18 protein-coding genes are annotated in these 18,568 nt (G+C 64.2%); 9 read left to right on the top strand and 9 right to left on the bottom strand.

Annotation, left to right across the window (positions count from 1 at the left end):
* Window positions 1–2: 2 nt before the first annotated feature.
* Genes D0Y60_RS17490 through tsaD form a run of 3 tightly spaced genes read right to left on the bottom strand, consistent with a single transcriptional unit; the run spans window position 3 to window position 2,394 of the window.
* Window positions 3–296, bottom strand: a complete 294-nt coding sequence (locus tag D0Y60_RS17490; protein ID WP_117371254.1) for a YciI-like protein — start codon at window positions 294–296, stop codon at window positions 3–5.
* Between the two features lie 20 nt (window positions 297–316).
* Window positions 317–1,297 (bottom strand): NAD(P)H-dependent glycerol-3-phosphate dehydrogenase, encoded by a 981-nt coding sequence (locus D0Y60_RS17495; RefSeq protein ID WP_199564227.1) that lies wholly within the window; start codon window positions 1,295–1,297, stop codon window positions 317–319.
* Window positions 1,298–1,299: 2 nt separating this feature from the next.
* On the bottom strand, window positions 1,300–2,394 hold the full coding sequence (gene tsaD, locus D0Y60_RS17500; protein ID WP_117371256.1) for a tRNA (adenosine(37)-N6)-threonylcarbamoyltransferase complex transferase subunit TsaD: 1,095 nt from the start codon (window positions 2,392–2,394) through the stop codon (window positions 1,300–1,302).
* Between the two features lie 73 nt (window positions 2,395–2,467).
* Between tsaD and hemC the strand changes: the two genes are divergently transcribed.
* The 7 genes from hemC (at window position 2,468) to D0Y60_RS17535 (ending at window position 8,704) form a co-directional block, all read left to right on the top strand.
* On the top strand, window positions 2,468–3,397 hold the full coding sequence (gene hemC / locus D0Y60_RS17505) for a hydroxymethylbilane synthase (RefSeq protein ID WP_117371257.1): 930 nt from the start codon (window positions 2,468–2,470) through the stop codon (window positions 3,395–3,397).
* 3 nt (window positions 3,398–3,400) lie between these two features.
* Window positions 3,401–4,123, top strand: coding sequence for a uroporphyrinogen-III synthase (locus D0Y60_RS17510; RefSeq protein ID WP_117371258.1), 723 nt, complete (start codon window positions 3,401–3,403; stop codon window positions 4,121–4,123).
* A 98-nt stretch (window positions 4,124–4,221) separates the two neighbouring features.
* The gene (locus D0Y60_RS17515; RefSeq protein ID WP_117371259.1) at window positions 4,222–5,457 is read left to right on the top strand and encodes a COG4223 family protein; all 1,236 of its coding nucleotides are present in this window, start codon (window positions 4,222–4,224) and stop codon (window positions 5,455–5,457) included.
* A gap of 12 nt (window positions 5,458–5,469) precedes the next feature.
* On the top strand, window positions 5,470–7,068 hold the full coding sequence (locus D0Y60_RS17520; protein ID WP_117371260.1) for a heme biosynthesis protein HemY: 1,599 nt from the start codon (window positions 5,470–5,472) through the stop codon (window positions 7,066–7,068).
* 37 nt (window positions 7,069–7,105) lie between these two features.
* Complete coding sequence (locus tag D0Y60_RS17525) at window positions 7,106–7,594, top strand: TerB family tellurite resistance protein (protein WP_117371261.1); 489 nt, start codon at window positions 7,106–7,108, stop codon at window positions 7,592–7,594.
* 3 nt (window positions 7,595–7,597) lie between these two features.
* The gene (locus tag D0Y60_RS17530) at window positions 7,598–8,314 is read left to right on the top strand and encodes a glutamine amidotransferase (RefSeq protein ID WP_117371262.1); all 717 of its coding nucleotides are present in this window, start codon (window positions 7,598–7,600) and stop codon (window positions 8,312–8,314) included.
* Window positions 8,315–8,413: 99 nt separating this feature from the next.
* Complete coding sequence (locus D0Y60_RS17535) at window positions 8,414–8,704, top strand: YggT family protein (protein WP_117371263.1); 291 nt, start codon at window positions 8,414–8,416, stop codon at window positions 8,702–8,704.
* Window positions 8,705–8,786: 82 nt separating this feature from the next.
* On the opposite strand, the gene ppa is transcribed toward D0Y60_RS17535, so the two are convergent.
* The gene (gene ppa / locus D0Y60_RS17540) at window positions 8,787–9,320 is read right to left on the bottom strand and encodes an inorganic diphosphatase (RefSeq protein ID WP_117371264.1); all 534 of its coding nucleotides are present in this window, start codon (window positions 9,318–9,320) and stop codon (window positions 8,787–8,789) included.
* Between the two features lie 124 nt (window positions 9,321–9,444).
* Between ppa and D0Y60_RS17545 the strand changes: the two genes are divergently transcribed.
* Complete coding sequence (locus D0Y60_RS17545) at window positions 9,445–10,059, top strand: hypothetical protein (protein ID WP_117371265.1); 615 nt, start codon at window positions 9,445–9,447, stop codon at window positions 10,057–10,059.
* Between the two features lie 3 nt (window positions 10,060–10,062).
* Here the strand turns inward: D0Y60_RS17545 and D0Y60_RS17550 are convergent, their stop codons facing one another.
* The 4 genes from D0Y60_RS17550 to D0Y60_RS17565 all read right to left on the bottom strand — a co-directional run bounded on the left by D0Y60_RS17550 (window position 10,063) and on the right by D0Y60_RS17565 (window position 16,675).
* Window positions 10,063–10,569: a GNAT family N-acetyltransferase gene (locus D0Y60_RS17550; RefSeq protein ID WP_117371266.1), complete on the bottom strand. Its 507-nt coding sequence runs from the start codon at window positions 10,567–10,569 to the stop codon at window positions 10,063–10,065.
* Window positions 10,570–10,772: 203 nt separating this feature from the next.
* On the bottom strand, window positions 10,773–12,599 hold the full coding sequence (gene typA, locus D0Y60_RS17555) for a translational GTPase TypA (protein ID WP_117371267.1): 1,827 nt from the start codon (window positions 12,597–12,599) through the stop codon (window positions 10,773–10,775).
* 134 nt (window positions 12,600–12,733) lie between these two features.
* Window positions 12,734–14,296, bottom strand: coding sequence for an alkaline phosphatase D family protein (locus D0Y60_RS17560; protein WP_117371268.1), 1,563 nt, complete (start codon window positions 14,294–14,296; stop codon window positions 12,734–12,736).
* Between the two features lie 318 nt (window positions 14,297–14,614).
* Window positions 14,615–16,675: a M3 family metallopeptidase gene (locus D0Y60_RS17565; protein ID WP_117371269.1), complete on the bottom strand. Its 2,061-nt coding sequence runs from the start codon at window positions 16,673–16,675 to the stop codon at window positions 14,615–14,617.
* 379 nt (window positions 16,676–17,054) lie between these two features.
* Here D0Y60_RS17565 and D0Y60_RS17570 point away from each other — a divergent pair, with 379 nt between their 5' ends.
* On the top strand, window positions 17,055–18,176 hold the full coding sequence (locus D0Y60_RS17570; protein WP_117371270.1) for a DUF475 domain-containing protein: 1,122 nt from the start codon (window positions 17,055–17,057) through the stop codon (window positions 18,174–18,176).
* Window positions 18,177–18,293: 117 nt separating this feature from the next.
* Here D0Y60_RS17570 and D0Y60_RS24885 read toward each other — a convergent pair whose 3' ends face one another.
* Window positions 18,294–18,458, bottom strand: coding sequence for a hypothetical protein (locus D0Y60_RS24885; protein ID WP_199564225.1), 165 nt, complete (start codon window positions 18,456–18,458; stop codon window positions 18,294–18,296).
* Window positions 18,459–18,568: the final 110 nt, after the last annotated feature.

Genomic DNA, 18,568 nt, shown 5'->3' on the forward strand with positions numbered 1-18,568 from the left:
GCTTACGCCTCCGGATTATTGAAGACCCAGTTCCAGGCCTTCACATCAACGGCGGCGAACAGACCGGCCTTGGCATAGGGATCGTTTTCAGCGATCTGCCGCGCCTCTTCGATCGTCTCGGCCTTGACCACGACGAGGCTGCCGGTCGGCTTGCCGTCATCGCCGAGGAAAGGGCCGGCGAAGGCGAGCTTGCCGCCTGCATTGAGCTCGTTGAGATAGGCGACGTGATCCGGGCGCGTGTCCATGCGCACCTGAAGCGCGCCGGGCTTGTCCTGGCAGAGGAAGGCGAAAAGCATGGAAACGGTCCTTTCAGTGGTCATTCCTGGGTGATCGGGCGCGTCATCAGCTGCCCGATGGCGGTTTTCACGTCGAGCGTGCCATCGATGATGCGGGCGACCGCGTCGGTGATCGGCATGTCGATGCCTTTTTCCGCCGCCACGCCGGAGGCCACGGAGGCGGCAAAGGCACCTTCCACGAGATCGCCCGACCAGCCGGCGGCCGTGCCGTTGCGGCCGAGCGCGATGCCGAAGCGCAGGTTGCGCGACTGGTGGCTGGTGCCGGTCAGGACGAGGTCGCCGAGGCCGGAAAGCCCGGTAACGGTGATCCCCTCGCCGCCATGCGCCTCGACGAAACGCGACAATTCCGCAAGCCCGCGCGAAATCAGCGCCGCCCGCGCCGAATCGCCAAGCTGAGCACCCTCGATGATGCCGCAGGCGATCGCCAGAACGTTCTTCAGGGCGCCGCCGAGCTGCACGCCGATCCGGTCTGTCGAGGGATAGAGCCGGAAGGTGGGGCCGGAAAGCGCCTGCGCGAGCGCGGCACCGATCTCGGCAGACCGCGCCGCAACGACCATCGCCGTCGGCAGCCCCTTCGCGATATCGGCGGCAAAGCCGGGGCCGGAGAGCACGGCGACCTCGCGGCCGGGCAGTTCCTCTTCCAGCACCTCGGTCAGCAGACGGCCGGTGCCCTTTTCCATGCCCTTGGCGCAGATGACGACCGCCGTGCCCGGCGCCAGAAGCGGCGCGAGCTGGCGCGCGGCGTCCCGCTGTGCCTGCGAGGGCATGGCGAACAGCACGATGCCCGCGCCGCGCATGCATTCCACATCGGCACTGAAGGCTAAGGTTGCCGGCAGATCGATGCCCGGCAGCGCCTTTTCATTGCGCCGCGTCGTTCTCATGGCCTCCACCGCGGCTGCATCGCGGCCGATCAGGGTGACATCACCGCCGCTAGCCGCCGCCACGCTTGCCAGTGCTGTACCGAAGGCACCGGCACCGACCACGGCGATGCGCTTCGAAATCGTCATGCCTTGGCTCCCCGCTTGCCGGATCCGAGAAGGGTGGCCGCCTGTTTGTCGAGCGGCCAGCGCGAGCGCGGTGCCACGGCGAGATCGTCGGGCGCAAATCCGGCGGCCATGCGCTCCAGCCCCGCCCAGGCGATCATCGCGGCATTGTCCGTGCAGAGTGCGAGCGGCGGGGCGATGAAATGGAAGCGGTTCTTGTCGCAGAGCGCCTGCAACGTCGCGCGCAGTTCCGCATTCGCCGCAACACCGCCGGCCACGACCAGCGCGGGCATCGCCACATCGGGATAGAGCGCACGAAACCGCTCCAGACCGCGGCCGATGCGGTCCTTCAGCGTGCGCGAAACGGCGCGCTGGAAGGAGGCGCAGATATCGGCGATATCCTGCTCCGTCACCGGCTCGATCGACTGCGCCGCCTGGCGCACGGCCGTCTTGAGACCGGAGAAGGAGAAATCGAGCCGCGCCTCGCCGACCAGCGGACGGGGGAAGGTGAAGCGCTCGGGGTTGCCCTTTTTCGCCATGCGCTCGACAGCCGGGCCGCCCGGATAGGGCAGGCCGAGCAGCTTGGCCGTCTTGTCGAAGGCTTCGCCGAGCGCATCGTCGATGGTGGTGCCCCAGCGCTCGTAATCATCGACACCGCGGATCAGCACGAGCTGGGTGTGCCCGCCGGACACGAGCAGCATCAGATAGGGAAAGGAGAGCCCGTCCGTCAGCCGCGCCGTCAGCGCGTGGCCTTCGAGATGGTTGACGGCATAGAGCGGTTTGCCGGTCGCCCGCGCGATGGCCTTGCCGGTCATCAGGCCGACGATGAGGCCGCCGATCAGCCCCGGCCCACTCGTCGCGGCAATAGCATCGACATCGGCAAGTGATTTTCCGGCGCGCAGCAGCGCCTCGGAGATAAGGCTATCCAGCGCCTCGACATGGGCACGCGCGGCAATCTCCGGCACCACGCCGCCATAGGCGCTATGCTCTTCCAGCTGGCTCAGCACGACCTCGCCGAGAATCTCGCCTTTTCCCGAGGCATCACGAAGGACGACGGCCGCAGCGGTCTCGTCGCAGCTCGTTTCGATGCCGAGAATGGTCAATTGGGACGACATGAAGCACTAGGATTGATTGCGATGGGCCGGAAAGCCGGTTACGAGACATCCCGGTAACAATGGATCAAGGCGGATGCAAACAAAACCTTTCAGGATCGGCACCCGGGGCAGCCCGCTGGCGCTCGCCCAGGCCTACGAGACCCGCTCACGCCTGATGGCGGCGCATGGCCTGCCGGAGGATAGGTTCGAGGTCGTGGTGCTCTCCACGAAGGGCGACCGCATCACCGACCGTTCGCTGGCGCTGATCGGCGGCAAGGGCCTGTTCACCGAGGAGATCGAGGCGCAGCTGTCTTCCGGCGAGCTCGACTTCGCCGTGCACTCCTCCAAGGACATGCCGACCAGGCTGCCCGAGGGCCTGCATCTCTCCGCCTACCTGCCGCGCGAGGACATCCGCGACGCCTTCATCGGCCGCACCGCCCAGCGCCTGCTCGATCTGCCGCAGGGCGCCACCGTCGGCTCGGCGTCCCTGCGCCGCCAGGCCCTTATTCGCCGCCTGCGGCCCGATATCAACGTTATCGTCTTTCGCGGCCAGGTCGATACCCGCCTCGGCAAGCTCGCCGCCGGCGAGGCCGACGCCACGCTTCTCGCCTATGCCGGCCTGAAGCGCCTCGGCAAACTCGACGTGCCGACCGAGCTGCTCGATCCCGTCTCCTTCCCGCCAGCCCCGGCGCAGGGCGCGATCTGCATCGAAAGCCGCATAAACGACGACCGCATCAACGGCCTGCTTGCCGCCATCGACGACCGCCCGACCCGTGCTGCCGTCTCCTGCGAGCGCGGCTTCCTCGCCACGCTCGACGGCTCCTGTCGCACGCCGATTGCCGGCTATGCGACGGTCGAAGGCGATCATCTCCAGTTCCGCGGCATGATCCTGACGCCCGACGGCAGTGTCTTCCACGAAATCGAGACGAGCGGTGCGGCCGATAGCGCCGCGGACCTCGGCGAAGCGGCGGGGCAGGCGATCCGCGCGAAGGCGGGAGCGGGTTTCTTCGAAAGCTGGGGCTGATCCTTGCGCGTTCTCGTCACCAGGCCGGCACCCGCCGCCGCCCGCACCGCGCGAAAACTCGCCGCCCTCGGCCACGAGGCGGTCACGATGCCGCTTTCCGAAGCCGAACACGATATCGATGCCGCCCGCGCTGCTTTGGCGGAGCGCCATTCGGCAATCGCCATCACCAGCGCGGAAGTGGCGCGCCTCATCGGTAAGATCGGGCCCGCGCTCGACCGACATCTTCTGACCACCGTCTTCTCCGTCGGCCAGGCCTCCGCGCAGGCGGCGGAGGAAGCGGGTTTCCGCACGGTGTTGACACCCGGCGGCGACGGCAAGGATCTCGCCAACATGATCATCGAGCATTGCCGCGATTTCGGCATGCCGGCCGAACCGATCCTCTATCTCGCCGGACATCCGCGCGCCGCCGGTTTCGAAACACGGCTCAAGGAAGCCGGCATTCCACTGCGCACCGTCGAATGTTATCGAATGGCGCCGCTCGTTCCGCGGCGCACCGAAGTCGAGGCCCTGCTCAAACCGGTGCCGGACGCCGCACTGCTCTATTCGCGCGAGACGGCCCGCACCTTTTTCGAACTCGCGCCGCTGACGGAAACGCCCGAACGCTTTCTCTCCACATTGATGCTCTGCATGAGCGCCAATGTCGCGAAAGCCGTGCCGCAGCGCTTTGCCGCGCTCACCGTCGTCGCCTCGGCGCCGAACGAGGAAAGCCTGCTCGATCTCCTCTAGGCATTGGCAATGATGGACGAAATTGCCGCAAGGGTCTTTCCCTCGCTGCCTTCGCTGTCTAGGTTTAGTGCAATGCACATGAACGCGAGGAGATCGCCATGGAACCGGAAACCCCGTCTCGCCGCAAGAAGGCTGGTGACGAACCCGTGACGATCGATCTCGAAGCGGTTCAAGCCTCTGCCGAGACCGAAGCACGAACCGCCGAAGCGGATGCCGCAACGGCGGACACAGCCGAGACCGTAGCGGCGGAAGCCATTGCTTCGGAACCGGAAACCCCGCAATCCCAGGAAACCTTTGAAGAAAAGCCAGAGCCGATCGAACCGGCGCGCCCCGCCTATGAGGAACCGGTCTTCACCCAGACCGCCCCCGAGCCGCGCCGCGGCAATGCCGGCCCGCTTGCCGCCGGCATTCTCGGCGGCCTGATCGCCCTTCTCGGCGCCGGCAGCCTGCAATATGGCGGCTACCTGCCCGCCCTTGGCCCGGATCGTGCCGGCGACACCGGCGCACTGGCCAGCCTCTCCAATGAGATCGAGGCGCTGAAGACACGCCTTGCCGAAACGCCGGCGGCCAGCGGCGTCGATCTCCAACCAATCGAAACCCGCATCGCCGCTCTCGAAAAGGGCACCGGCGATAGCGGCGGCGCGACGGCCGCAAACCCGGAAGCGGTGAGCAATCTCGAAGGCGACGTGGCCCGCCTCAACACCGAGCTTGCGGCCCTGCGCGAGGCGATTGCCCGTACCACCGAAGCTGTCAACTCCACCGAAAGCCAGCTCACTCAGCGTATCGCAGCCGCCGAGCAGAAACTCGATGAACCGCGCAGCGATGTGGAAATGGCCCGTGCCGTGGCGGCAAGCGCGCTAAAGACCGCCATCGATCGCGGCGGGCCCTATCTCGCGGAACTCGAAGCCTTTGCCAGCATCGCGCCGGATGATCCGTCCGTCGTGGGCCTGCGTGAGCACGCCGCTGTCGGCGTCGCCTCGCGTTCCGATCTCGTGCGCGATTTCCAGCCGACCGCCGATGCCATCCTTGACGCCTTGCACCAGCCGGACGGCGATCAGGGGATTTTCAATCGCCTGATGTCGAGCGCCACCTCGGCCATCCGCGTGCGGCCCGTCGGCAGCATAGAGGGCGACACGCCGGAAGCCGTCGTCGCGCGCATCGAGAACAAGTTGCAGAACGGCGACTTCAAGGGCGCCCAGATCGAATGGCAGACCCTGCCGGAAGCGGGCCAGGCAGCGGCGGCGGAATACAAGCGCAAGCTCGACACGCGTGTCACCGTCGAAGGCCTGATCGGTGCGGCCGTCTCCGGCGCCATCGCTGGCAACCAGGGCTGAGGAGAGGACTTCATGGTACGCATTCTGGTCTTCGCTCTCTTCGTTCTCGCCCTTGCCGCCGGTTTTGCGTGGCTGGCCGATCGCCCCGGCGAACTCTCGATCATCTGGCAGGGCCAGCGCGCCGATATGAGCCTGATGGTCGCCGCCACGCTCGTCGTCTCGCTGATCGCCGCCGTTATGCTCTCCTGGTGGATCGTCCGCGTCATCTGGACGTCACCGCAGTCGATCCAGCGCTTTTTCCGCGCCCGTAAGCGTGACCGCGGCTATCAGGCGCTGTCCACCGGCCTGATAGCCGCCGGTGCCGGCGACGCCGCCGGTGCGCGCAAGATGCTCGGCCGCACCAAAGGCCTGCTGAGCGCCGATCAGGAGCCCCTCATTCATCTGCTCGAAGCGCAGGCCGCGATGATCGAGGGCCGCTACGACGATGCGCGCCGCAAATTCGAGCTGATGGCCGATGATCCGGAAACACGCGAACTCGGCCTGCGCGGCCTCTATCTCGAGGCCCGTCGCCTCGGCGCCAACGAGGCCGCCCGGCAATATGCCGAACGGGCCGCCGAAAAGGCACCGCAACTGCCCTGGGCGACGGAAGCAGCACTCGAGTACCGCTCCGAAGCCGGCGACTGGGACGAGGCGCTGAAACTGCTCGGCGATGGCCGCTCCGGCTCGGCGGAGGAGAAAAAGACCTATGCCCGCCGCAAGACCGTGCTGCTCACCGCTCGCGCCGCGGCAAAGCTCGACGCCGATCCGAAGGGCGCGAGAGAGGATGCCCATCAGGCGCTGAAGCTTGACGAGACCTTCGTGCCCGCCGGGCTGATCGAGGCCAAGGCGTATCTGCGCGAGGACAATCTGCGCAAGGCTGCTTCGATCCTGGAAAAGCTCTGGAAGACGACGGCGCATGGCGACGTGGCGAAACTCTATGTCCGGGCCCGCAGCGGCGATTCGGCCGCCGACCGGCTGAAGCGGGCGGAGAAGCTGGAAGCGATCCGCCCGAACAATGCCGAGGCGCTCTATGCCGTCGCCGAGGCCGCGCTGGAGACACGCAATTTCGCACTGGCCCGCAGCAAGGCCGAGGCCGCCGCGCGCCTTTCGCCGCGCGAAAGCGCCTTCCTGCTGCTGGCCGATATCGAGGATGCCGAGACCGGCGACCAGGGCCGCATCCGCCACTGGATGAACCAGGCGCTGAAAGCCCCGCGCGATCCGGCCTGGACGGCCGACGGCATCACCGCGCCGGAATGGCGCGCCGTCTCGCCCGTCACCGGGCGTCTCGACGCCTTCGAATGGAAGACGCCGGTCAGCGCGCTGGAAGGGCCGGTCGAGGAGGGATCGACGGATGCCGTCGACGAGGCGATCCGCACCCTGCCGCCGCTTGCCCTCGAGCAGAAGCCGGCCGCTAAGGTGGAAGAGGTCGTGAAGGTCGAGAAGGCGCCTGTCGAAAAACCCGTCGTGGTGGCCGCCGTCGTCGAGAAGACGCCCGTGGTCGTGGAAAAGGCCAAAGAGGAGGCATCGGTGCAGGAGGAGGAACGCCCGTTCTTCGGCCTGCCGGATGATCCTGGCGTGAAGAAAGGCGCTGCCGTCAAACGGGACGGCACGAGCGGCTTCCGCTTATTCTGATTGTTCTGGGGCTTGAGTGAACGGGGCTGAATCATCGATGTTCGAACGCTTGCAGCAATTTCTGGCGAGCCTTTCCGGCGGCGACAGCAAACCGGCCTTCGCCGCCGACGATCCGCGGGTCGCGGTCATGGCGCTCTGCATCCAGGTCATGGAAGCAGACGGCCAGGTGCTGGATGTCGAGAAGAAAGCGCTGCACGACCATTTCAGCGAGCTTTATAGCGTCGATGAAAAGGAGCTGGCAGCGCTGCTCGATGCCGGCGCCAGCGCAGAAAGCGAAGCGATCGATTTCTTTCACTTCACGTCCGAGCTGAAGCGCCAGCTTTCCGAGGACCAGCGTGTCGCCCTGATCGGCCTGCTCTGGGAGATCGTCTATGCCGATGGCGAGCGCAGCGAGATGGAAGACCATGCCATCTGGCGCATCGCGGACCTGCTCGGCGTTTCCGGGCGCGAGCGCATCATGAAGCGACAGGAAGTGGCCGAACGGGTGGGAGCTTCGGCAGCACAAAAGGAGCCGGACGAGGCCTGAGCCATGCTCGATTTCCCACGCAAGCAGCGCGCCAAGCGCCCCGTCCTTGTCGTCCTGCATCAGGAGACCTCCAGCCCCGGCCGTGTCGGGCAGATCCTGCAGCAGATGGGCCATGCGCTCGACATCCGCCGTCCCGTGCTTGGTGATCCCCTGCCCGAAACGCTCGCCCATCATGCCGGCGCCGTCGTGTTCGGCGGGCCTATGAGCGCCAATGACGACGAAGCCTATGTGCGCGACGAGATCGACTGGCTGAACGTGCCCCTGAAGGAGAACCGGCCCTTCCTCGGCATCTGCCTCGGTGCGCAGATGCTGGTCAAGAATCTCGGCGGCTGCGTCTTCGGCCATACCGAGGGTTGGACGGAGATCGGCTGGTATCCGCTCGCTGCGACCGAGGCCGGCACGGCGCTGATGCCCTGGCCTGACATGGTCTACCAGTTCCACCGCGAGGGCTTCGACCTGCCCTCCGGCGCGACTTTGCTCGCCACCGGCCATCACTATGAAAACCAGGCTTTCCGCTATGGCGACAATGCCTGGGGTATCCAGTTCCATGGCGAATTGACACTCGCCATGATGCATCGCTGGGTCGTGCGAGGCGCGCATCGCTTCGAACTGCCGGGCGCGCAGACGGGCCGTCTGCATCTCGATGGGCGCCTGCTGCACGATGCGGCGCTGCGGATCTGGATGACGTCCTTCCTCGACCGTATTTTTCACGAAGCCTGAGCTACAGCATTAAACATGTTGCCGCACCATCAGGCACGTGGCCTTGCTGGCGGGCCCTGCAATGGCTACATGTCGGGACGAAACCAATTGGAGACGTCAATGATAGCGGTCATCAACACCCTATTGTTCATCATCAGCATTGCATGGTTCCTGGTCATCGCCTCGGCGATCTTTTCCTGGCTCTATGCCTTCAATGTCATCAACGCGAACAATCAGGTGATCGCGACCATCGGTCGCTCGCTCTACCAGTTGACCGAGCCGATCTATCGCCCGATCCGCCGCGTCCTGCCGAATTTCGGCGGCGTCGACCTGTCGCCGCTCGTCGTGCTGGTCATCCTGTTCTTCCTCGAACAGGTCATCCGCACGGTTCTGGCGCCCGCGGTTCTCTGACAGTCGCTTCGACAACAAAAAACCCTCCGGATCGCTGGCGACCCGGAGGGTTTTGTTTTGAGATCCGAAAACGCGCCTGCGCTTACTTCGAGGCGTTGTAGCGCTCAACGGCTTCCAGAATCATCTTCTTGGCCGTGCCGACATCCTGCCAGCCGGCGATCTTCACCCACTTGCCGGGCTCCAGATCCTTGTAATGCGTGAAGAAGTGCTCGATCTGCTTCAGCGTGATTTCCGGCAGGTCGGTGTAGTTTTCGACCTTGTCGTAGCGGCGCGTCAGCTTCGGCACCGGCACGGCGATGATCTTCTCGTCCTTGCCGCCGTCGTCTTCCATGACCAGAACGCCGATCGGGCGCACATTGATCACGCAGCCCGGAACGAGCGGACGGGTGTTGGCGATGAGGACGTCGATCGGGTCGCCGTCTTCCGACAGCGTATGCGGCACGAAACCGTAATTGCCCGGATAGGTCATCGGCGTATAGAGGAAGCGATCGACGATGAGCGCGCCGGCTTCCTTGTCCATCTCGTACTTGATCGGGTGGCCGCCGACCGGCACCTCGACAATGACGTTCACGTCTTCAGGCGGGTTCTTGCCAACGGAAATCGCATCGATACGCATGGGGGCTCCCTCAGTGAGATGCAGTGATTTTCGGGCTTCCTAAAGCGAATCCCGCTGCGGCGCAACATGACTTTCGAATAGACCGGCCGGATCTGCCGTCTTCCTTGCAACCGGAGGATTTTTCATGCGCCTGACGCCGTTTCTGCTTTCCGTTTCCCTTGCCGCATCGATGGCCGTCGCCGCCAAGGCCAACGAGAGCGTCTATACAGACCGCGACCTCGACGCCTGCAAGACCATTTCGGGGGAAGAGGAAGGCGGAAGCGTCGACCTGCTCTGCAGCGGCTACAAGGACTTTGCCGTTTATTTCAAGGAAGGCGACCTCCGGCAGAGCATCGCCTATGGCCCGGTCAGCGACGCCTACATCGCCAAGGCGTTCGAGACCTTCGGGCCGTTCAATCACACCGGCGCCAAGATTGAGTGGCGGTTGGGCGCCGGTGGCACGCCCGTCGCTACCATCGTACGGTGGTTCGTCGCCGATCCCGAAACGACGGGCGAAGCGGATGCGCGCTATGGCCAGGTTCTCGTCGTCTCCACGGTGGCGACCAAGGACAACCCGACGAGCTGCGTCGTCGGCTATGTCGATGCGCTTGAGAACAAGGATGCCAACGCGCTCGCCCGCGCTGTGGCGGATGACGAGGTGGCCGGCTTTGCTTGCGGCGTAAATGAGCCGCAATGGCACGGCAAACGGGGGAAACTTGCGGGAGAACCGTCCCGGACCCTGCCTGGTGCCGCGGAATAGGCCTCAGGGCCAGACGAAACCGATCTTCTTCAGTTCCTTGTCGCCGAAATTCTCCATGCCCTCGGCAATGTCGCGGCCGCCGGCGGAGCGGAAGAATCGGTCGGCATGCTCGCTGTCTTCGAGGCACCAGGCGATCATGCCGTTGCAGCCGAGCGACTTCAAAAGCCGCTGTGCCTCGCCGAACAGCAGCCGGCCAAGGCCAATGCCCTGATATTCCGGGCGCAGATAGAGTTCGTAAATCTCGCCTTCCTGCGGCAGCGCGCGGGCGCGGTTGAGGCCGAGCGTGGCGTAACCGGCGACCGTGCCGGCGACATCGAGCACCAGCAGCGTCGCGGGGCCGCGCGTCGCCTTGCGCCACCAGCCCTCATTACGGCGATCGATCATATGGTTGAGCGGGATATGCGGAATAAGGCCGCCATAGGCCTGCAGCCACGACACCCGATGCGTCTCGGATATCGCGCGCGCGTCCTGCGGCTCGGCGCGCCGCACATCGATCGACAGTGTCTTCATAACACCACTCTTATTCCCGCACCGATTCCACCGGAATCCTTAAGACCCGCAAGGGCGCTGATTGCCCACAGGCGCGTTCCGCATGGCACCAATGAAAGTTAACGCTTTTTTAACAAGCGTCACAAGCCGTAAAACGATGACACACACATGAAAAACCCGGCCTCACGGCCGGGTTTGCATTCGTCCCGTTTCGGGAAAGGCGATCAGGCGGCGCCAGCGGCGCGCTGCTTTTCGAATCGCTTGCGATCGTTGGCGTCGAGGAACATCTTGCGCAGACGGATCGACTTCGGCGTCACTTCCATCAGCTCGTCGTCCTGAATCCACGACAGCGCGCGGTCGAGCGTCATGCGGATCGGCGGGGTCAGCTTCACGGCCTCATCCTTGCCGGCGGCGCGGATGTTGGTGAGCTGCTTGCCCTTGAGCACGTTGACCTCGAGGTCGTTGTCGCGCGAGTGGATGCCGATGATCATGCCGGCATAGACCTTCTCGCCCGGCTCGATGATCATCGGGCCACGGTCTTCCAGGTTGAACATGGCGTAGGCCACGGCTTCGCCCGAACCGTTCGACAGCAGCACGCCGTTGACGCGGCCGCCGATCGCGCCCTTGAAAGGCTGGTAGTCGTGGAACAGGCGGTTCATGATCGCCGTACCGCGCGTGTCGGTGAGCAGTTCCGACTGATAGCCGATGAGGCCACGAGTCGGCGCCAGGAACTTCAGGCGGACGCGGTTGCCGCCCGAAGGACGCAGTTCCGTCATCTCGGCCTTGCGCTCCGACATCTTCTGCACGACGATGCCCGAATGCTCTTCGTCAACGTCGATGACGACTTCTTCGATCGGCTCCATGGTGGTGCCGTTCTCGTCCTTGTGCATGACGACGCGCGGACGCGAGACGGCAAGCTCAAAACCTTCGCGGCGCATGGTTTCGATGAGAACGGCGAGCTGAAGTTCGCCGCGGCCGGAGACGTAGAACGAATCCTTGCCTTCGGCTTCCTCGATCTTCAGCGCGACGTTGCCTTCGGCTTCCTTGAACAGGCGGTCGCGGATGACGCGGCTCGTGACCTTGTCGCCTTCAGTGCCGGCGAGCGGCGAATCGTTGACGATGAAGGACATGGTGACGGTCGGCGGGTCGATCGGCTGCGCAGTCATAGCCTCGGTGACCGAGGGATCGCAGAACGTGTCGGCGACGGTGCCCTTGGAAAGGCCGGCAATGGCGACGATATCGCCGGCATGAGCTTCGTCGATCGCCGTGCGCTCGATGCCCCGGAAGGCGAGGATCTTCGAGATACGACCGGTTTCGATCAGCTTGCCGTCCTGGCCGAGAACCTTGACCGGCTGGTTGGACTTCAGCGTGCCCGAGGCGATGCGGCCGGTGATGATGCGGCCGAGGAAGGGGTTGGCTTCGAGGATCGTGCCGATCAGGCGGAACGGACCTTCTTCGACGACAGGCTCCGGCACATGCTTGAGTACGAGGTCGAGAAGCGGCGCGAGGCCTTCTTCCTTCGGGCCTTCCGGGTTGACGTTCATCCAGCCATCACGGCCCGAACCGTAGAGGATCGGGAAGTCGAGCTGTTCGTCGGTGGCGTCGAGATTGGCGAAGAGGTCGAAGACTTCGTTGATGACTTCTTCGTGGCGGCCGTCGGGACGGTCGATCTTGTTGATCGCGACGATCGGCTTCAGACCGACCTTGAGTGCCTTGCCGACCACGAACTTGGTCTGCGGCATCGGGCCTTCCGACGAGTCAACGAGAACGATGGCGCCGTCCACCATCGAGAGGATGCGCTCGACTTCGCCGCCGAAGTCGGCGTGGCCGGGCGTGTCGACGATGTTGATGCGAACGCCCTTCCACTCCACCGAGGTCGCCTTGGCAAGAATGGTGATGCCGCGTTCCTTTTCGAGATCGTTCGAATCCATCACGCGTTCGGCAACGCGCTGGTTTTCACGGAACGAGCCGGACTGCTTGAGAAGCTCGTCGACGAGCGTGGTCTTGCCATGGTCGACGTGCGCGATGATCGCGATATTGCGGAGTGACATGGTATAATCTCTGAGGTTCGGGGCGCGCGCAAAACGAGGGCGCCGTCTTCAATGGCCGGGCTCTTACATGTTTTTCCGCATTTGCGAAAGGGGCGGACCGCAACTCTGTTATCCGCCCGGCGCGCAGCTTGTCATCATGATGAACGCACCGGCGGCAGCACGACACGCCACAGCTCCTGATCCTCGCGGTCCATCAGCCGCACCGTCATCTCCTCGCTCGCGCCGTTGATATCGACCAGACCGAAGAATTGCAGCCCGGCAGAGGGCGGCAGATTGCTGTCGACGCCGCCCGAGGAGGCCTTGATGAAACGCACCTCCGGCCCGAATGTGCTGTCGAGCGGTTTCGGTCCATAGGTGCCGGAATGCAGCGGTCCGGACACGAACTCCCAGAACGGATTGAACTCCTGGAATTTTGCCCGGGACGGGTCGTAGTGGTGGGCGGCGGTGTAGTGCACGTCGGCCGTCAGCCAGACGACATTGTGGATGGCATTGTCGCGCATGAAGGAGAGAAGATCGGCGATTTCCCGCTCGCGCGCCGCCGGCGGGCCGTTCAGGCCGTCTGCCACGCCCTCGTAACCCAGGCTGTTGGCATAATCGTCCCAGATGACGAGGCCGAGCGGCATGTCGCAGGCGATCACCTTCCAGACGGCCTCGGAAGCCGACAGTTCGCGCCGCAACCAGTCCGCCTGCCGCCAGCCGAACAGGCCATTCTCCGTGCCGCCCTTGTTGGGGCTGCGGTAGGAGCGCAGATCAACGAAGAACACATCGAGCAGCGGCCCATAGGCAACCTTGCGGAAAATGCGGCCGGGCTCGGTGGGAAAGTAGCGGATCGGCGTCATCTCATGGAAGGCGCGGCGGGCGCGCTGTTCATAGACGCCGATATCCTTCTCCGGATAGCGCCGGTCGCCGGTCAGGTCGCTCGATTCCGACCAGTTGTTCAAGACCTCGTGGTCGTCCCACTGGAAAAAGGTCGGGCATTGCGTGTTGAAGGACAGGAGGTGCTCGTCGAGCAGGTTGTACTTCCACTGGCCGCGGAATTCGTCGAGTGTGCGCGCCACATTGCGCTTCTCGTCCGTGACGATGCGGTTCTTCCAGATGCCGCCGTCGCGCAGCGGGATTTCATCGGGGATCGGCCCGTCAGCGTAAACCGTGTCGCCGGAGTGGATGAAGAAATCCGGCTCGTGGCGCAGCATGGTCGAATAGGTCTTCATGCCGACATCGTCGATGCCCCAGCCCTGCCCCGCCGTATCGCCCGACCAGACGAAGCGCACCGAGCGTTTGCGCATCGGCGCGGTGCGGAACCGACCGACGACGGGCTCGGAAACGAGGTGGCTGGAATAAGGATCGCTCGCCGTGAACCGGTAGAAGATGTCCTGATCCGGCAGCAGCCCTTCGAGCATCGCCTTGACGGAATTGTCGGAGGTAGCAGTCGCCTTTTGAAGCGGCAGGCGCGTCACGTCGATAAAACTGTCGGTGGTCGAATATTCGAGCGTCACCTCGGCCGGCCGGTCGGTACGCGCCCAGACCATGCCGGAGGAACAATCGACATCGCCGGATTGCACGCCATGGGAAAAGACGGGGCTGCCGTGGCGCCGCGAATAATAGGGCACCGCCAGCGCCGAGGACGTCGCAAGAGCGCCGGCCCCTGCGGTCAAGAGAAACGAGCGCCGCGTCAGCGTCTCGGGAACAATCGCCATGCCACCTCCGGCCAAGCCCGCGAAAAGACGGGCAGACCATCGGTCGGCGACATGTCAGCCCGGTAACGGGAGCATGACGGTTCACCCAAGCTTTGGTGACGGGAGGATGACGGGTGCGGACGAAGCCACCGCCGTCTCCGACGGTACTTCTGCTTTAGCCACCACCCTCGCATCCCCACTGACGTCAGCCTCGGGCTCGACCCGAGGATCCACCCCCGCACCCGGAGCGTGGATGGTCGGGTCAAGCCCGACCATGACGGAGGAGAGGTGGAGTCCTTACAGGAAACAACGACCTCAGGCGCCTTTCTGACAGACCACTCAGGCCGCCAGCCCCTTCTTCTCCAGCATGGCCTCCGGCGTCGGTAGCTTGCCGCGGAAGGCCTTGTAGGCATCCTCGGGGTCCACCGAGCCGCCAACGGCGTAGATATAGGTCTTCAGCCGCGCCGCCATGGCGGGGTTGAAGGCGTCGCCCGTTTCCGTGAAGGCGGAGAAGGCATCGGCGTCGAGCACTTCCGACCACATGTAGGAATAGTAGCCGGCCGAATAGCCGTCACCCGAGAAGACATGCTGGAAGTGTGGCGTTGCGTGGCGCATGACGATGGATTTCGGCAGGCCGATCTTTTCCAAAACCTCGCCCTGCACCGCCATCGGGTCCTCGACCGGCCCACGCGTATGGAACGCCATGTCGACCAGCGCCGACGAGGTGAATTCCACCGTCGCGAAGCCGGAATTGAAGGTGCGGGCGGCCAGAACCTTGTCGAGCAATGCCTGCGGCATGGCTTCGCCGGTCTGGTAATGCACGGCGTAACGCGTCAGGATTTCCGGCACCGTCAGCCAGTGTTCGTAAAGTTGCGAGGGCAGTTCGACGAAATCGCGCGATACGCCCGTGCCCGACACCGAGGGATAGGTGACATCCGACAGCATACCGTGCAGCGCATGGCCGAATTCGTGGAACAGCGTGCGCGCATCGTCGAGCGACAGCAGCGCCGGCTTGCCCTCGGCGGGTTTTGCAAAATTGCAGACATTGTAGATGATCGGGATCTCGCCGACCGAACCGTTCGGCAGCGGCAGGCGATGCTGGCTCTGGTAGGAGCTCATCCAGGCGCCGGACCGCTTGGAAGAGCGCGCGAAGTAATCGCCGAGGAACATGGCGACCAGCCTGTTCTCGCGGTCGCGGATTTCGAAAACCCGCACATCGGGATGATAGACGGGCACATCCTTCTTCTCGACGGCGCGGATGCCGAACAGCCGCTCGGCAACGTCGAAGCAGGCGTCGATGATCTTTTCGAGCTGCAGATAGGGTTTCAGCTCGGCTTCGGAGAAATTGAATTTTTTCGCGCGCAGCTTTTCGGCGTAGTAGCGCCAGTCCCAGGGCATGACCTCGTGGTTGCGACCCTCGTCCGCGATGAGCGCGGCAAGCTCCGCCTCCTCCTCGCGCGCCCGCGCGACGGCCTTTTCCCAGACCTGCATCAACAGCCCGTTCACCGCATCCGGGGTCTTCGCCATGGTGTTGTCGAGCTTCAGTGCGGCGAAATTCGCGTAGCCGAGCAGCCCGGCCTTTTCCGCACGCAGCGAAAGCGTGTCCTTCACAATGCCGCGATTGTCCGTCTCGCCATCATTCTCGCCGCGTGCCACCCAGGCGCGGAACGCCTGCTCACGCAGGTCCCGGCGGGCGGAGGAGGCAAGGAAGGGCTCGATGATCGAGCGCGACAGGGTGACGGCATAGCGCCCGTCCTGTCCGCGGTCGCGCGCCGCAGCCGCCATGGCGTCCTTCAGGAAATCCGGCAGGCCGTCCAGCGCCTCGCCCTCGTCGAGAAAGAGCGCCCAGCTCTTCTCGTCGGCCAACACGTTCTGCCCGAATTTCGCGCCGAGGCCGGCAAGCCGCTCGTTGATCGCCGAAAGCCGGTCCTGCTCGGGCTTGGCTAGCTTGGCGCCCGACTTCACAAACCCCTTCCAATGCCGCTCCAGCACGCGGACCTGCTCCAGCGAGAGGTTGAGGCCCGCGCGGCCTTCCCACAGCGCATCGATGCGCTTGAAGAGCGCGGCATTGGTGCCGATTTTCGAATAGTGCCGCGACATTTTAGGCGCGATATCGCGTTCCAGCGCCTGGATCGTGTCGTTGGTGTTCGCACCGGCTCGGCTCCAGAACAGGGCCGAGACCCGCGACAGCGCGTCGCCGGCGATTTCTAGCGCCACCACCGTGTTCTCGAAGGTCGGCACGTCGGGATTGTCGGCGATGGCATCGATCTCCGCCTCGTGGGCGGCAAGCGCCGCATCGAAACTCGCCGCAAAGGCCTCGTCCCTGACGAGATCGAACCGCGGCAAGCCGTTGAGGCCGGTCCATTCGACGAGGGCGGGATCGATCGGCGTTTCGGTCATGGGAGATCCTTTCTGGCAAATCACTGTGCTTGGAATATAGGAACGGAGACGGGGTCCGGTACAGGGGAGCGGCACAAAAACCGGGAACGTAAACCGCACTGCCGCGTTAGACCGGCTGCGGCACCCTGCCTCTTGACGCGGACGGCAACTTCGGTGAAAACAGTCCGGTTCGCGGCCTTTTGACATCCCTGCCGCGACGAACCCTGGTGCCGGGCCCCTCTGGCGAGAGTTTTTACGGCGCTCTCGTGATGTCGGTACCGCCAGCAATGAGCCGGCGGATTCAAACGCACATGAACATCCTGACCATGCCTTACCCGCATGCCCGTTGTGGTATGCGCAACTTCACCTCCCGTATCTCCACCTCCATGGAGGTGCTGTCATGATTGGCAACGGCGAAGGCAAGACCACCCTCTCCTATCTCAAATGGGCTTTCATCTCGACCGTCATCGGCCTTGCGCTCGGCGCGTGGCTGGGCTGGCAGACGGAAGGCACGCTCGCCGGCATGGCGACCGTCTTTTTCATTTGCGCGGTTCTGGCGGTGCTGGAAATCTCGCTCTCCTTCGATAACGCCATCGTAAACGCCAACAAGCTCAAGGACATGACGCCGGTCTGGCAACGCCGGTTCCTGACCTGGGGCATCCTGATCGCCGTCTTCGGCATGCGTATCGTCTTCCCGCTGTTGATCGTTGTCATCGCCGCCGGCATCGGCCCGATCGACGCGCTCATTCTCGCGGCCCGCGAGCCGGCGGAATACGCCCGCATCATGAACGAGGCGCATCTGCCCATCGCCGCGTTCGGCGGTACGTTCCTGATGATGGTCGGCCTCACCTACTTCTTCAACCACGAGAAGGACGTGCACTGGATCGGCTTCATCGAGAAGCACATGGCACGCTCGGCGACCGTCAAGGGCATCGAGATCGCCTTCGTTCTGGCGCTGATCATCGGCTTTTCCAAGCTCTTGGAGCCGGCTGAGGCCAATACCTTCGTGCATGCGGCCGTCTACGGCCTCCTGACCTTCCTTGCGGTCGAAGTCATCGGCGGCCTGCTCGATGCCTCGCAGAAGGCGATGTCGGAAGCGGCCAAGGGCGGCCTCGGCGCCTTCATCTATCTGGAAGTGCTCGATGCCAGCTTCTCCTTCGACGGCGTCATCGGCGCCTTCGCGCTGACGCAGAACCTCTTCGTCATCGCCATCGGCCTCGGCATCGGCGCCATGTATGTGCGCTCGATGACCATCATGCTGGTGGAGAAGGGCACGCTGGCCGAATACCGCTACCTGGAGCACGGCGCGTTCTACGCGATCCTGATCCTGTCGGTCGTGATGTACTGCCAGACGCTGGTGCATATCCCCGAGGTCATCACCGGCCTTGGCGGCGCGACGCTCATCGGCATCTCGCTGTGGTCCTCCATCCGCTACAACAGGCGGGAGAAGGAACTGGGGCATCATGCGGCCCCGCATGCCGGCGACCGCGTCGCCGCGCAGCTTGGCGAGAACAAGGCTTAAAGACATTGGGCCGGCCGTTTCGACGGCCGGCCTTTCTTTCAAAGCAACGCCAAATATAGAAGGCCCGCTGGTCTTGCGACCAGCGGGCCTTTTTATCGGGAAAATTCTCGTGTCGCGTTAGGAGCGCGGGAAGCCGGCGGGGTCGATGCCGAGCGTCTTGAGGTCGCGTTCCCTCGGGCGACGGTGCCCTTCAACGGCCGCGGCGGCTGCGTTGGCAGCGCTCAGTACGGCGAAGGCCCGGCCGAAGAAGCCCTGGGCGAAGGAATTGCGGAGGGAGGTCATTGGAATGCTCGCTTTCTGTTTTAGCTTACGAGCACAAGATGATATCTCGGACCGAAAAGTACAACAGCCGGTTTGTCAGCCCAGCCATGCAACGAATGCAGGCCGGAAAC

This window comes from Shinella sp. WSJ-2, from assembly GCF_003432075.1.
GTDB lineage: Bacteria > Pseudomonadota > Alphaproteobacteria > Rhizobiales > Rhizobiaceae > Shinella.

Excerpts from the sequence above, each read along its gene's own strand:
- typA (WP_117371267.1), bottom strand. The coding sequence starts at position 12,599 with ATGTCACTCCGCAATATCGCGATCATCGCGCACGTCGACCATGGCAAG.
- D0Y60_RS17565 (WP_117371269.1), bottom strand. The coding sequence starts at position 16,675 with ATGACCGAAACGCCGATCGATCCCGCCCTCGTCGAATGGACCGGCCTC.
- D0Y60_RS17550 (WP_117371266.1), bottom strand. The coding sequence starts at position 10,569 with ATGAAGACACTGTCGATCGATGTGCGGCGCGCCGAGCCGCAGGACGCG.
- ppa (WP_117371264.1), bottom strand. The coding sequence starts at position 9,320 with ATGCGTATCGATGCGATTTCCGTTGGCAAGAACCCGCCTGAAGACGTG.
- D0Y60_RS17525 (WP_117371261.1), top strand. The coding sequence starts at position 7,106 with ATGTTCGAACGCTTGCAGCAATTTCTGGCGAGCCTTTCCGGCGGCGAC.
- D0Y60_RS17560 (WP_117371268.1), bottom strand. The coding sequence starts at position 14,296 with ATGGCGATTGTTCCCGAGACGCTGACGCGGCGCTCGTTTCTCTTGACC.
- D0Y60_RS17490 (WP_117371254.1), bottom strand. The coding sequence starts at position 296 with ATGCTTTTCGCCTTCCTCTGCCAGGACAAGCCCGGCGCGCTTCAGGTG.
- D0Y60_RS17570 (WP_117371270.1), top strand. The coding sequence starts at position 17,055 with ATGATTGGCAACGGCGAAGGCAAGACCACCCTCTCCTATCTCAAATGG.
- D0Y60_RS17520 (WP_117371260.1), top strand. The coding sequence starts at position 5,470 with ATGGTACGCATTCTGGTCTTCGCTCTCTTCGTTCTCGCCCTTGCCGCC.
- D0Y60_RS17535 (WP_117371263.1), top strand. The coding sequence starts at position 8,414 with ATGATAGCGGTCATCAACACCCTATTGTTCATCATCAGCATTGCATGG.
- D0Y60_RS17530 (WP_117371262.1), top strand. The coding sequence starts at position 7,598 with ATGCTCGATTTCCCACGCAAGCAGCGCGCCAAGCGCCCCGTCCTTGTC.
- tsaD (WP_117371256.1), bottom strand. The coding sequence starts at position 2,394 with ATGTCGTCCCAATTGACCATTCTCGGCATCGAAACGAGCTGCGACGAG.
- hemC (WP_117371257.1), top strand. The coding sequence starts at position 2,468 with ATGCAAACAAAACCTTTCAGGATCGGCACCCGGGGCAGCCCGCTGGCG.
- D0Y60_RS17515 (WP_117371259.1), top strand. The coding sequence starts at position 4,222 with ATGGAACCGGAAACCCCGTCTCGCCGCAAGAAGGCTGGTGACGAACCC.
- D0Y60_RS17545 (WP_117371265.1), top strand. The coding sequence starts at position 9,445 with ATGCGCCTGACGCCGTTTCTGCTTTCCGTTTCCCTTGCCGCATCGATG.
- D0Y60_RS24885 (WP_199564225.1), bottom strand. The coding sequence starts at position 18,458 with ATGACCTCCCTCCGCAATTCCTTCGCCCAGGGCTTCTTCGGCCGGGCC.